Origin of the sequence: Cognataquiflexum rubidum, from assembly GCF_022538115.1 — a bacterium.
GTDB classification, from domain to species: domain Bacteria; phylum Bacteroidota; class Bacteroidia; order Cytophagales; family Cyclobacteriaceae; genus Cognataquiflexum; species Cognataquiflexum rubidum.
Genome location: NZ_JAKZAL010000029.1, coordinates 12,907 through 27,400 on the forward strand (window position 1 = coordinate 12,907; position 14,494 = coordinate 27,400).

Annotated in this window: 11 protein-coding genes; 10 read left to right on the forward strand and 1 reads right to left on the reverse strand. The window is 41.3% G+C overall.

What is annotated here, in order from left to right:
- The first annotated feature begins 49 nt into the window (after positions 1–49).
- The 5 genes from MMU05_RS21135 to MMU05_RS21155 are packed head-to-tail and all read left to right on the forward strand — an operon-like array spanning position 50 to position 5,968.
- Complete coding sequence (locus tag MMU05_RS21135) at positions 50–805, forward strand: DUF547 domain-containing protein (RefSeq protein WP_241143646.1); 756 nt, start codon at positions 50–52, stop codon at positions 803–805.
- On the forward strand, positions 798–2,183 hold the full coding sequence (locus tag MMU05_RS21140; protein WP_241143647.1) for an NAD(P)/FAD-dependent oxidoreductase: 1,386 nt from the start codon (positions 798–800) through the stop codon (positions 2,181–2,183). Before MMU05_RS21135 ends, MMU05_RS21140 begins: the two co-directional genes overlap by 8 nt.
- A complete protein-coding gene (locus MMU05_RS21145; protein ID WP_241143648.1) occupies positions 2,180–3,724 on the forward strand; it encodes a 4Fe-4S binding protein in 1,545 nt (514 codons plus the stop codon). The genes MMU05_RS21140 and MMU05_RS21145 overlap by 4 nt, the downstream gene beginning before the upstream one ends.
- A complete protein-coding gene (locus tag MMU05_RS21150) occupies positions 3,724–5,190 on the forward strand; it encodes a cellulose synthase family protein (protein WP_241143649.1) in 1,467 nt (488 codons plus the stop codon). The genes MMU05_RS21145 and MMU05_RS21150 overlap by 1 nt, the downstream gene beginning before the upstream one ends.
- A gap of 55 nt (positions 5,191–5,245) precedes the next feature.
- Entirely contained in the window at positions 5,246–5,968 is a 723-nt protein-coding gene (locus tag MMU05_RS21155; protein WP_241143650.1) for a glycosyltransferase family 2 protein, read from the forward strand.
- Between the two features lie 240 nt (positions 5,969–6,208).
- Here MMU05_RS21155 and MMU05_RS21160 read toward each other — a convergent pair whose 3' ends face one another.
- Positions 6,209–7,438 (reverse strand): glycoside hydrolase family 2 TIM barrel-domain containing protein, encoded by a 1,230-nt coding sequence (locus MMU05_RS21160; protein WP_241143651.1) that lies wholly within the window; start codon positions 7,436–7,438, stop codon positions 6,209–6,211.
- Between the two features lie 220 nt (positions 7,439–7,658).
- Here MMU05_RS21160 and MMU05_RS21165 point away from each other — a divergent pair, with 220 nt between their 5' ends.
- From MMU05_RS21165 to MMU05_RS23195, 5 genes are all read left to right on the forward strand, one after another.
- Positions 7,659–11,558, forward strand: coding sequence for a glycosyltransferase (locus MMU05_RS21165; protein WP_241143652.1), 3,900 nt, complete (start codon positions 7,659–7,661; stop codon positions 11,556–11,558).
- A 424-nt stretch (positions 11,559–11,982) separates the two neighbouring features.
- Positions 11,983–12,390, forward strand: coding sequence for a hypothetical protein (locus tag MMU05_RS21170; RefSeq protein ID WP_241143653.1), 408 nt, complete (start codon positions 11,983–11,985; stop codon positions 12,388–12,390).
- Positions 12,391–12,494: 104 nt separating this feature from the next.
- Positions 12,495–12,935 (forward strand): glycosyltransferase family protein, encoded by a 441-nt coding sequence (locus tag MMU05_RS21175; protein ID WP_336246992.1) that lies wholly within the window; start codon positions 12,495–12,497, stop codon positions 12,933–12,935.
- Positions 12,936–13,285: 350 nt separating this feature from the next.
- A complete protein-coding gene (locus tag MMU05_RS21180; RefSeq protein WP_241143654.1) occupies positions 13,286–13,972 on the forward strand; it encodes a class I SAM-dependent methyltransferase in 687 nt (228 codons plus the stop codon).
- A gap of 4 nt (positions 13,973–13,976) precedes the next feature.
- The gene (locus MMU05_RS23195) at positions 13,977–14,123 is read left to right on the forward strand and encodes a methyltransferase domain-containing protein (protein ID WP_418884487.1); all 147 of its coding nucleotides are present in this window, start codon (positions 13,977–13,979) and stop codon (positions 14,121–14,123) included.
- The last annotated feature ends 371 nt before the right edge of the window (positions 14,124–14,494 follow it).

A 14,494-nucleotide genomic window follows, 5' to 3' on the forward strand; every position in this document is an offset into this window, starting at 1 on the left:
GTTCCGTATATCTCCGGGATTGGATAATTTGTAACCTGATTCAGATAAAATGAAATTACTCTTTATAATCGGTCTTTTTCTCTTCAACCTTTCCTGTGGTTCCTCCGAACTCGGTCAGGCCAACTCCAAAGCGCCTTCCCATCAGGCATTTGATGAGTTGCTCAAAAAGCATGTCAGCAAAGATGGGATTGTCAATTACAAGGGATTTATCCAAGACAAATCCAAGCTTGATAAGTACCTCGATCTCTTGAGCGACAATGCGCCGGACAGGGGGAAATGGTCCAAAGAAGAGCAATTGGCCTATTGGATCAATGCTTACAATGCTTTTACGGTCAAATTGATTGTGGATAATTATCCTGTCAAAAGCATTCAGGACCTTCATCCCAAAGTCAAAATCCCCTTGATCAATACCGTTTGGCACATCAAATTTTTCAAAATAGGAGGGAAGGAAGCTTCTCTCGATGAGATCGAGCACAAAATCCTGAGGAAGGAATTCGAAGAGCCAAGAATCCATTTTGCGATCAACTGTGCATCTTTCTCCTGTCCGCCTTTGTTGAATGAAGCTTTTTTTCCTGAGAAAATTGACCAACAGCTAGATAAGGTGGCAAGAACATTTGTCAATGATACCAAGAGGAATAAAATCACCCCCGATAAGGTTGAGATTTCATCAATTTTTTCATGGTTCAAAGGTGACTTTACAAAAAATGGAAGCTTAATTGATTACCTTAACCAATATTCCACCATCAAAATCAAACCAAACGCCAAGGTCTCATACCTTGACTACGATTGGTCCCTCAATGAGTAAAGCAAACAGAAATATTGTCATCATCGGAAACGGAATCTCCGGTGTCACCTGTGCCCGGCATATCCGAAAAAAAGATGAATCCGCCCAAATCACGATCATTTCAGGGGAAACGGATCATTTTTTTTCCCGAACGGCGCTCATGTACATCTACATGGGTCACATGAAATATGAGCATACCAAACCTTACGAAGATTGGTTTTGGAATAAGAACAGGATCAACCTAAAAAGAGCTTGGGTAGAAAAAATCGATTTTGAGGTGAAGGCTCTGATTTTTTCAAATAAAGAATCCATGACTTACGATGTGTTGGTTTTGGCTACGGGCTCTAAGCCAAATAAATTCGGTTGGCCGGGTCAAGACCTGAAAGGCGTGCAGGGGATGTATTCGTATCAGGACTTGGAACTTATGGAATCCAATACCAAAGATATCAGCAAGGCGGTCATTGTGGGTGGAGGATTAATCGGGATTGAGATGGCCGAAATGCTCAACAGCAGAAAGATTCCGGTGACATTTCTGGTAAGGGAAAAGAATTTTTGGGATAATATCCTCCCCTTGGAAGAATCCAAAATGATCAACCGCCATATTTTGGAACACCATATTGACCTGCGACTGGAAACAGAATTGGGAGAAATTATTGGAGATGCATCCGGAAAAGTGAAGGCAATCACTACCAAAACAGGAGAAAAAATTGATTGTCAGTTTGTAGGATTGACTGTTGGAGTCAGTCCCAATATTGAATTCCTTCGAACCAAACCCTTGGAGAGTTCTGAAAATAATAAAACAATACAAACCAACAGAGGCATCATCGTGGACAGGTTTTTCAAAACCAATATTCCCGACGTCTATGCCATCGGTGACTGTGCAGAGTTCCAAGAAACACCCGCCGCAGACCGGAAAAATATCGAACAGGTTTGGTATACGGGAAGGATGCACGGAGAAACACTTGCATTCAACCTGACTTCAGACAAGCCTGTTCCCTACCAACCGGGTGTTTGGTTCAATTCCGCCAAATTTCTTGACATTGAATACCAAACCTATGGTTTTGTACCTCCTGTTTGGACTGAGGAATATGAAAGTTTGTATTGGGAAGATGACGGAGGGAAAATTGCGATCCGGTTTTTGTATGGGAAATCAGATATGAAAATCAAAGGAGTGAACGCTTTTGGCTGGAGATTGCGGCATGATTATTTTGACAAGGCCATCTCAGAAGGTTGGATGTTTGAAAAAGTGCTGACCCACCTGAATAAAGCAAGCTTCAATCCGGAGTTTTTCAAATCCCATCACAAGGCTGTCTTGGATCAATACAACAAGCAAAAGGGGAAATCCCTGAAGGTCCACAAAATGTCTTTTATTCAAAAATTAATCGGGTCAAGAGCATGAAAACCATTCAAAAAATAGGACTTGTAATTTTTGTCTTTGGACTAGTGTTGTTCACTTTCCTCCCTTTTTTCGGTACTTATCAGTTGGAAAAGGAAACCGTCGAAACCAATGTCAAAGAAATTCATACCGATAAGATGGTGGAAGTTCTTTCACCGATGTTTGGAAAAACCTACTCTTCAAATTTTGCTTTTATAAGTGATTTCAAAAGTTATTTCAATACCTATAATGACGGTTTAAAAGCAAATCAGGAATGGGACAAGGTGATTTGGGACAATTATGCTTTTGCATTGACCAAAGCTTCGGCTACAGGACCTGTTTCGGAAAACCCTTTTTTGTTTTTGGGAATTACCGTTCTGATAGGTGTTTTTGGAGCCTTGCTTTACATTCTTCCCCTTTACCGAGGTCAGACAGAAGGGATCAAAAATGATGGGATTTTCTTTTCCTCGATGAAGTCAAAGGGACTTTTGGGAATGATAACCGGCGCCTGGCTGATCCTTTTTTATATCGTCCTTTATTGGTTTCCCGAATACATCACCAACCTCGTCCTGATGGTCGATCCGATCAGCATGGCGCTTTCCGGTAATCCGGCAAGTCAGTGGTTTTTATATGGCTTCATCTATACTTTGGCCATCATAGTGATGGGCATCAGGATGTTTAGAAAATACCGGGGCAATGCCTATCAGACTATCAGAACAACATCAGTCATGTTTTTCCAATTGGCATTCGCCTTTTTGCTTCCGGAAATTTTGGTGTTGATGAACATGCCTTGGCATGACTTCAAAAATATTTGGCCTTTAGATTATTCCTTTTTCTATGAATACAGGATAGATGGTATGATCAGTTCCGGTGCTTTGGGAATGTTCATGTTGATTTGGGGGATCATTCTGATCGTGGTTGGGGTTCCCTTATTCACTTATTTTTATGGCAAAAGGTGGTATTGCTCATGGGTTTGCGGCTGCGGTGGATTAGCCGAGACTTTGGGTGACCCTTACCGTCAGCTTTCTGACAAATCAGTCAAGGCCTGGAAAATCGAGCGCTATCTCATTCACGGTGTTTTGGTTTTCGCGGTATTGATGACGGGATTAACGATTGCCAATTACTTTTCGGGATTCGAACTTTTAGGTCAAGCAACAGATCAGCTGCACAGTATTTATGGCTTTGCTATTGGTTCGGCTTTTGCAGGAGTCATCGGGACAGGATTTTATCCCTTGATGGGTAACAGGGTTTGGTGTAGATTTGGGTGCCCATTGGCGGCTTACCTTGGATTGGTGCAGCGCTTCAAATCCCGGTTCCGAATCACTACCAATGGCGGTCAGTGCATCTCCTGCGGAAATTGCTCCACTTATTGCGAAATGGGCATTGATGTGAGGTGGTATGCACAAAGGGGCCAAAACATTGTCCGTTCTTCCTGCGTCGGCTGTGGTGTATGTTCGGCAGTCTGTCCAAGGGGAGTGTTAAAACTTGAAAATGGCGATGAGGAGGGCAGAATCAACGAAATGCCCATCATCATCGGAAACAATTCCATCACTGTAAAAGCTTAATGATCTTCATTTATTTCTTTTTGGGAATATACATTCTGGCAATGCTGTTCATTCTTTTTTACAGTTTTGCCCAGGCACATCTGTTGTATCATTTTTTTAGATTCAAAAAGAATCCTAATATATCATTGGAACCCGCAGCCAAAGATTTACCCAAAGTGACGGTGCAGCTACCTGTCTACAATGAAATGTATGTGGTGGAAAGGTTGATTGATTCAGTTTCCAAATTCCGCTATCCAAAAGATAAACTTGAGATTCAGATATTAGATGACAGTACCGACGAAACTTCAGAAATAATCCAAAGGAAATTGAAAGAATATGCTGAGGTAAATTTCAAATATATCCATCGGATAGACCGAAAAGGATTCAAAGCAGGTGCTTTGAGAGAGGGAATGGAAGTGGCTGAAGGTGAATTTATAGCGATTTTTGATGCCGATTTTGTTCCTGATCCAGATTTTCTGATGAAGACCATCGGGCATTTTCAGGATGACAAAGTGGGCATGGTACAGACGAGATGGACGCATTTGAATGAGGAATATTCTGTTTTGACCCGCTTGCAGGCTTTTGCTTTGGATGCACACTTTATGGTGGAGCAGATGGGGAGAAACGGGCAGCATGCATTTATCAATTTCAATGGGACGGGAGGGATATGGAGGAAAAGCTGTATCCTCGATGCCGGCAATTGGCACGATGATACCCTGACGGAGGACCTTGACCTGAGTTACCGGGCTCAGCAAAAAGGATGGAAGTTTATCTACCGACCTGATATCAAATCCCCTGCAGAACTTCCTCCCGTGATGTCTGCGATCAAATCCCAACAATTCAGATGGACCAAAGGCGGTGCCGAATGTGCCGTGAAGCATCTTGGAGATGTACTTTCCAAAAAGCTTCCGCTAAAAACCAAACTGCATGCCACTGCCCATTTGCTCAATGCGGTGATTTTCATCGCAGTATTATTGGTAAGCCTTAGCAGTATTCCGATTTGGTGGGCTTTCCAGCAGGGATATATTCCTGAAAGTTATTTTCAGGCAGCAGCTGTGTTTTTTGTGGGATTTGTGATCATAGCTTTAGTTTACTTCTTTGCCAATTTGAGTTTGGTGGATTATTCATGGAAAGGAATCGGAAGATTTCTTTGGGAGTTGCCACTTTTTCTGGCTGTATCGATGGGACTTGCTCTGCACAATGCACAGGCAGTTTGGGAAGGATTGACAGGAAAACGGTCTCCTTTCATCCGTACTCCGAAATACAACCTGGAGAAAAGCCAAAAATCCTGGACCAATAATATTTACAATCAGATCAAAATTCCTTTCACAACCTACATCGAAGGGCTTTTAGCTGTAATTTTCTTGGTAATGGTAATATTGTCGATTCACTTCCAAACTTACGAGATGTTGGTTTTTCACATGATGCTGACTTTTGGCTATTCTGTGGTTTTCATTGAGTCACTTAAAAGTTATAGGCTAAAATAATCCCGAATTTCAAAAGGCCGGTAAGAAGTTCCCTTCCAATTTCATCCAAAAATCAATGTCTTTAAATTCAACCCTAAAAGCGCAACATAAACCGTTCCCGATTATCGACGTATTGATTCCGGCCTATAATGAAGAAGGTTCGATCGGAAAAGTCATCCAAGACATTCCCAAGTCAGTAAGGCATGTCATAGTCGTAAACAACAATTCTAAAGACAATACCCGCCAAGTGGCCGAGAAAGCAGGAGCGATTGTTTTGGATGAGCCCGTAATGGGTTATGGAAAAGCATGTTTGACAGGGATGTCCTATTTGCCGAATTTGGATGTGGAGCCTGATATCCTGGTTTTTTTGGATGGCGATTACAGTGATTATCCCGAACAGCTGCTTGATGTCATTGAGCCTGTTTTAAAGCAAGATTATGATATGGTGATAGGTTCAAGGGCTAGGGGAAATAGAGAAAGTGGCTCGATGACTTTGCCGCAGGTATTCGGTAATTGGTTGGCCACTAGTTTGATGAAAGTCATTTACAAAACAGACTATTCCGATTTGGGTCCATTCAGGGCCATCAAATGGGACAAGTTGAAGGGCTTGGGGATGGTAGATCAGAACTACGGTTGGACCATCGAGATGCAGATCAAAGCTGCCAAAGCAGGATTGAAAACGACTGAAGTTCCGGTGGATTACCGAAAAAGAATCGGAGTGTCAAAAGTGAGTGGAACCATCAAAGGCGTAATCGGAGCCGGGTATAAGATTTTGTGGACGATATGGAGGTATAGGTGAGGGGGGAGGAGATGCGAGATATGAGATACGAGACACATGACGCAAGACACAAGAATCAAGACGCAAGATTCAAGACGCAAGACATAAGACACAAGATAGGCGCCTCCTGTGGTAGGGTGATCGTTATAGAAAAGAGACGGGGGAATTGGGGGAATCCTAGCTGGTAGCGAGGAAGTCGGGCTTTATTTATAATGAAGCGCCAATCAAAGTGGCAAAATGAACCAATAAAGGACCCTCAAATCACCTCTTTATGACATAAAACGGGATATTGTAAGAGGAGAAATTCCCCCGCCCATCAAGTGCGTAGACGAAAACCCTAAAAGGCCCCTCATCCTTTGGCGTCTTGAATTGGACTTTTGGTCCATTTGAAACCACAATCAGGGAGTCGATTGGGTTGGAATAATTTTTATCAAGAAAGTAATTTTCTTCGTCCCTGATTTCCCAGATGAATTCCAGTGAGTCCGCTTCGGGATCTTCTGCCAGTGCGCTAGCTGTATATATTTTGTCGCTTTCCAGGTAGAAATTGTCCCTGACAAAACTTTTCGGGTTTTCAATCGAAATTTCGCTGACATTAGGCGCAGAATTCTCCACCGTTTTTCCAGACCATGCTTCTTTCAAAAACTGAAGGGACGGCGTTTGAAGACCTTCCTCAGAGAAGAAACTAAACCAGGTTTGGGTACCCTCATGTTTGTATCCCCAATAAAACGCATAAGCACCCAAAAGAAGGGAGGAATCCTGCAGCATGGTATTCCAATTCTGCTCCATGGCATGTCTTTTTTCAGCGTCCTTCAATTCCTTGGGCGCACCCCATTCGGTTTCTGGTGCCTGCCAATGACCCCAAGTTCCCCACTCGGAAAAAATATAGGCTTTTTTCCATCCGTCTTCCCCATATACCTTTCCTGACATGCGGTTTAAGTCTCGAAAAGCATTGAAACCCAGAATATCGATATTTGATAAAATTGTGGGGGTAAGGAAGTCAATTTTAGATGAATGATTAAGAGCAGTCATGGTTGGGTGATTTGGATCAACCTCCTTGACCATCTTCGCGACTTGATTGGTTATGTAGTAAACTTCTAACCTCGTTCCACCTCCATATCCTTTCACCTCATTGCCGACCCCCCACATCAACAGGGCAGGGTGATCTTTGTACTTCTCTACAAATGGCCTTATTTCTTCTACTTTCTTTGCCACTTCCCAGGTTTTCCAGTAGGCGAAGTCATTTCCCCAAAGTGGGCGACCGATTTCGATTCCCAAGGTCACTGTCAAACCAAGTTCATGGGCTTTGTCCAAAATACTGTCGGCATCCTCCAGGTCCCAGGTCCTGATCGAATTCCCGCCGAATGCCGCTACCTTATCCATATGCTCAGTTCCGGCGGCACCTTTGATGTAATAGGGTGACCCATGCCTATATAGCACCGCACGCCCATTTTCGTAGCGCACTTCTACCGTAGGCTGATGATTTTCAGGCATTTCCGGGCGACAGGATAAAACCGCGCTTATCACTATTATAAATAAAAATGATGGAATTTTCACATCCATTCGTTTCATATACCGTAATTTTTTAGTTTATTTACGCAAAAATAATCTAAATATTTTGCGAACAAATATTTATTTTAATTTTAAATCCATTTATTTGTTTTTCAAAAACAATTTAATGTAATTTGAATCACAAATCACCCATTTTTACCCTATGAGTCGAAAGCTTTTGCAAGGCAAATTGATCTTGCTCTTCGCCATTATTTCGCTTATCTTTTTCCTCTACGGCTTCTTTGAAGAGGTCGGTATTGGTTATCGTTTTACGTATTATCTACTTTTTGTTTCATTGTTTTTCAAACTCCTGAAGGTGGGCTTTGAGTGGTACCATTTTGCGGGCCTACCAGAAACCCGTGCATCTTCAGATAATCCCAAGCCGCCTGCGAAAAAATACACCGTCGACATGCTAACGACTTTCGTTCCCGGAGAGCCGTATGACATGCTGGAGCGAACGCTGAAAGCGATGGTAGCAGTGAAATATCCCCATATTAGCTACCTCTGCGATGAAGGCGACGATCCTATTGCCAAGCGCCTTTGTCGGGAACTTAGCGTTGTGCATGTGACCCGACAAACACATGAGAACGCAAAGGCCGGAAATGTCAACAATGCACTCAAACAGGCCACGGGTGAATTATGCGTGATTCTTGATCCGGATCATGCTCCGTTTCCTGAGTTTTTGGATCATGTCTTGCACCATTTTGATGATCCTGAAATCGGCTATGTGCAAGTCGTACAGGCGTATGGCAATCAAAAGGAATCTCTCATTGCACAAGGCGCTGCAGAGCAGACCTATTTATTTTATGGACCCTATATGCAGGCGATGGGGGAATATGGTACCGCCCAAGCCATTGGTGCCAACTGCACTTTCCGGAGGGCAGCTTTGGACTCGATAGGAGGGCATGCCCCGGGTTTGACCGAGGACATGCATACCTCCATGTTGCTCCATGCCAAGGGATGGATGTCGGCCTATGAGCCTGTGATTTTGTCACGTGGACAAGTCCCCAGCAGTATTTCGGCTTACTACAAACAGCAGTTGAAATGGAGCCGCGGCACCTTTGATCTTTGGTTCAATCTTTTTCCAAAGCTGTTTTTCAAATTCACCTGGCGCCAAAAAATACACTATGGCTTGTTGCCATTCTACTACCTTTTCGGATTTGTCACCCTGATTGATGTTTTTGTACCCGCCTTGGCCTTGATTACGGGCGAGTATCCTTGGCTGATGGATCCAAGGGTGTTTTTCGTCTACTTTACGCCATTTTTTCTTTTCAACCTACTTTACCGGTTTTATGCCCAAGCCTGGCTTAATCATTCGGAAGAAAGGGGTATTCACTTGGTGGGCGGGATACTTCGGGTAGGTACTTGGTGGATATTTATCATTGGTTTTGTCTATACCCTGCTAAATATCAAAGTTCCCTATATCCCCACTCCAAAAGAACACTCAACGAAGGGAGAGTTTTTGCTGGGACTTCCAAATTTGGTGCTTGCATTGATTTCCGCAATTGCCCTGATATACGGTTTATATGTCGATTGGCAACCCTACAGTATGTTGATGGCGGTTTTTGCAGCGATCAATTCCATCATATTCTTCGGGGCTTTCGCGATCGGCCAAACAACCTGGGTGAACAATGCCAAGGCCAAATTCAAGTGGTTGAGGAATGCGGTCAACCTCGAACAACGGCATATCTCCTACCTGAAGTTCAGTAGGATCGCTTTTTACACGGCCTTGGTGGTTTTGGTTCTTGCAACAGGGTTCTTTGTATTGAGTTCGTTGCGTCTCGGTAAGGATCGTTATTTGAACCCTACACCCAAAACCCTCATCGAAAAGGAACTGAGTGGCTTTTATACCGGGATTTATGACCCACATTTTGATTTTGAAAACAATATAGCGCTTATTGAAAAGCGCGAAGACCAAGCTGGGTTCCAATTCCCCATCATTTCTACCTACCTGGCCTGGGGAGATGGGCCTCTGCCACAGGAAAAATGGAAGCAAATCATCCAACACGGCGCCATTCCCATGGTGACTTGGGAGCCCTGGACTAGCGATTTTTCCGCCTATTCGGAGATCGAGGATGTCCGAAATAACCGAAAGGTATTTCGGTATATTTTAAATGGCTATTTTGACTGGTATATCGACCAAATGGCAGTATCGCTGAGGGATTTGAACTCACCGGTTTTTTTGAGATTTGCCCACGAAATGGAAAACCCCATGTATCCCTGGTCTAGGTCAGGAGGTAATACGCCGGAGGAGTTTGTGGCTGCTTGGAAATACGTCCACCTGCGCTTCGAGAAGCTTGGTGCCCACAACGTGTCATGGGTTTGGAGTCCTTGGTCCACGGAGGGGTTTGATGCCTATTTTCCCGAAGGTGAATACATCCAATATGTGGACTGGATAGGTTTGACTGCCCTCAATTATGGATCTGCTAGCAAAGATATGTCTTCCAAAACCATTGAAGAGATATACAGACCATTCAGATCCAAGATCGAGGAGAAGGAATTTAAAATCCCTGTCATGTTGGCGGAATTCGGTTCCACATCTTACCAGGGTGAGAATGGAAAAGCATGGGTCGATGAATCATTATCGGTAATTAAGTATAAGTTTCCTGAAATCAAGTCCTTGGTCTTTTTCTTCAGCGACTGGGATCGAAATTGGATCACCGATTGGCGTCCTTCATCCGGAGATTCATTTATTGACTGGACCTTTGACCTAAAGGGAATTGAAGATTCATTAACCGATTTGGATTTGTATGTGGGAAGAAATTATCCAAGGACCCACGACTCCACAAAATCGGAGTACGAAAGGCCAAGTTCCTTAGTCTATGATTCTTCGGGGTATAAGCTGCTGGTGGATGGGGAACCTTTTTACATCAAAGGTGTCTGTTACAATGCGGGCCATGACTGGGAGGAAGGTTTCATGCCGCTTTCAAGGAGACAATTGGAAACTGATTTTTCAAAGATAAAGGAAATGGGGGCCAATACCATCAGGAGGTATGAGCCCGGTATTTATGATCGAAATATTCTTAACTCGGCCGAAAAACACGGGCTCAAGGTGATGTTTGGATTTTGGTTTGATCCAAAAACGGATTTTTTCGCGGATGAGAAAAAGCGAAAGGCCTACGAAAGGCGGGTCCTGTCAACAGTGAAGCAACGTAAGAATGACAAAACCATCATCGCTTGGAATATCGGCAATGAAACATGGGGCTTGTTGAAAAAGCATTATGCCCAGCCCTACTTGACCGTAGTTAGGAGGAGTTATTTGGAGTTTCTGGATGATTTAGCGGTCAAAATCAAGGAAATTGACACTTCAAGGCCGGTGTTTTCCTCGGAAGAGCATGATAACGAGCGCTTGATTGCCGCGATCGTACAATACAAAGCGTTTGCCCCCCACCTTGATGGACTCGGTATCAATTCATATTACGAGCAGAATATCAGTCAGCTCCAAGATATCATGGATACTTTCTATCCCGAAAAGCCCTATGTGGTCACTGAGTTTGGCCCCAAAGGGTATTGGAATACGGAATTAGGGGATTACCAAACCAACGGTCTTGCTATTGAACAATCCTCTCTGGCCAAGGCCGAATGGTACCAAAAGCAATGGGAAGATTATATTTTTAAAAATCACGGAAAAAACCTTGGGGGAATGGCTTTCAGTTGGGTTGATCGCACTGAGGGTTCTGCGACTTGGTTTGGTATTACGGATTATTTGGGCAGAAAAAAGCCCTCCTATTATTACCTCCAAGAAGCCTGGCGGGATGATATTTCCAAAACCGAGAAATTTCCAGACATCACCATTGTGGGTCATTGGGATCCTGTGTCTCCCGAAGCGGGGCTTTGGCTTTCCGCCGCAGTGACAAATGAGTACGAGGGTACCTTGAACTATTCTTGGGTCGTGTATGACGAGGATTGGAAAAAAAGGACCTCGATTCTTCGGACAATCAACAACGGGCAGTTTGTCGAGATCAAAATTCCCCACAAATCAGCAAGGGCCTATGTATACGCGGTTGACTCAGTTGGGAATGTGATTACTGCTTCAAGGCCTCTTTTGGTAGGAGCAAAATAAATTTACCAGTAAATGCCTTAAATCTTCCCAAGATGTAATTTTAAAATCCTTTTCTTGGACTTCTTGCCACTTTTGAATAGATTTTGATTTAATCTTGAGACTAAACAATGGTTAATTTTGCATATCGAGATTTTCTTGATATTATGATGAATAAGCTAGATTTCGAAGGTCCTAGCCCGATCCCCCCCAATCACAATTTTAAAATTATGAGATTATCAATGTAGGAGATTATTGTTTTATATGTAAATCCGCCTTCTTACCAGTATAGGATTACTTACAGAATGGTCTCGGCAGGCTCGACCACCGGAATTTATTGATATTGAATGGGGGGTGGTAGAAATGCGGCGAAGCCGCATTTCTACCACCCCCCTCTGACCTCACGATATCCGTTCACCGAGCTTGCCGAGGTGGAGAAAAATGATATTTGGCTACTGGTATAAAAGCGGATAATCATATTATTAAATATCCAAAATACTTTATCCAAAACAAAAAAGAAGCTGCACAACGAAAACTAGAACGGAACTTCAATATAATAGTTGAGAACGAGGATCAACTTTCCGAATTAAAGAAAATCATAAAAAGACTCAGCTATAACAATGAGATAATGATGAACTCATACCTTTTAACCCCAATTGACCAAAAGATATTTTTATTTATAGTTGAAATCCCCAATTTCTATGTTGACGACATGGCATTTTGTGGGTGGAAGAAGTTTGTATCAATTATTGAGGTAATTAATCTCCCCGGACATCATAACAATATTTTTAAAAATAAAGAAACCCTAGAGACTTTTGCTAAAAAGCTTCAAACTGTTTTAGATAGTGACCTTTGATAGTTTTTGAAATATATGATAAACTGACTATTAGGGATTATGCAAGTAAGGACAAGTACGGAAAAGCTTGTCTGTCAAGGATGTACTGTTTAGAGAATTTGGAAATGGAACCTGACATCCTTGTATTGTTGGACGGGGATTATACCGAACAGTTACTTACTGTCATTGGTCCTATTTTAAAGCAAGATTATGATATGGTCATAGGTTCAAGGGCTAGGGGAAAAAGAGAAAGTGGGTCGATGACTATGCAGCAGGTATTCGGTAATTGGTTGGCCACTAGTTTTATGAAAGTGATTTACAAAACAGATTATTCCGATTTGGGTTCATCCCGGGTAATCAAATGGGACAAGTTGAAATCATTGGGGATGATAGACCAGAATTACGGTTGGACCATCGAGATAAAGATCAAAGCCGCCAAAGCAGGATTGAAAACGATTGAAGTTCCGGTAGATTATCGCAAGAGAATCGGATTATCAAAAGTGAGTGGAACTATCAAAGGCGTAATAGTAGCGGGCTATAAGATTTTGTTGACGATATGGCGGTAACGGCGATAAGTAAAATTTTGAGAAACTAATTATTCTTACCTTAACAACGATCAGTTAAACAAATTTCAACAATCGTAAATAAAACTTTTGGAAGTAATAATAATCAAATATTGTTTTCGCGAATTTTTATTAAATTCAAACTTTTGTTGTCCCCATTCCAAATCATAAAAATTTAATTTATAATAAAGTATAAAAAACATGTATCTAAAAAGAATAGTATCCCTAAGAAAGGTTTTTATCAATCTTGGGATTATCCCTTTTTTTGTAAGAATTCCCCGGAGTAAGATATTTCTAAATTTTATGAACGATTCATTAAAGAGTTAAAAAAACATATTAATTATATTTGAATTATGGAAAAAACGCATCACATGACAGTTATGCCAAAAGGTTTTCAGGCATCCCTTCAGCGAAAATTGAGAAAGAAAAGATTTCAACATTTTTTATCTCTATTGAGAAATATCAAACCCAAAAGTGGAAATATTATTCAAATATTGGACATTGGTGGAGAAGAAAGATTTTGGAAAATGGTGTCTTTTCCACAGGACCTAAATGTTAAGATAACTTTATTAAATCTAGAGGAAATACCTATTGAAAATAAAAATCTTTTTGTTTCAGTTTGTGGGGATGCTAGGAATATATCAAATTTTGAAAATGGGAGTTTTGATATCTGTTTTTCTAATTCTGTTATAGAACATGTGGGAAATTTTGAAGATCAAAGAAAAATGGCAAATGAATGTTCTAGAGTGGGTTTAAATTATTACATTCAAACGCCAAATTATTGGTTTTTTCTTGAACCACATTTTAGATTTCCTTTTTTTCATTTCTTACCGAAAAAAGCAAGAGTCTGGCTAACAATGAATTTTACTTTAGGGAATGGAAGTTATAAAAAAACCAATGAAGAAAAAAAAGCTTGGAAAAGGGTAAATGGTGTTGAATTGCTTTCAATTAGGCAAATGAGAGAATTGTTTCCGGAAGGAAAAATCTACAGAGAAAAATTTCTTGGAATGAATAAATCAATAATTGTTTACAAATTTTAAGAGTATGCAAACAGCAAAAAGGTTTGGTTACGCAAATTATATTCCTGATAATAGTTTTGACACATTTATTCTGACCAAAATGCTTCACATTATTTATGAATATCAAGAAGTTTTAAAAACTTATTCGCGAATTTTAAAACCGAGAGGCTGATTATTATTAGCAATCCTGTGCATTATCAATGTTGACTATTAATCAATTTGGCGAATTATGCTATTGGTATTTAAATAAGGCTATATTGAAAAGTTTGGAGAAGGAAATTCCAAAGGAAAATTTGGAAATAAATAGCTAAGGGTTGTGTGGACGAGGCATTTTTTTACAGAATGTGTCTTCCTCAGATCAATAGAAAATGTTGGAATATTGTGACCCTTGAATCAGCGAATATATCATGGAGAAATAAATCCTTTGAATTTGTCTATCAAGCTTGAGATTTCGAGGTTCATTTATGGATTTTGAAGAAAACTGAATTAATAAAACCATTATTTATTCTAACGGAAGACTATAATTCTGGAATAGAATTGAAA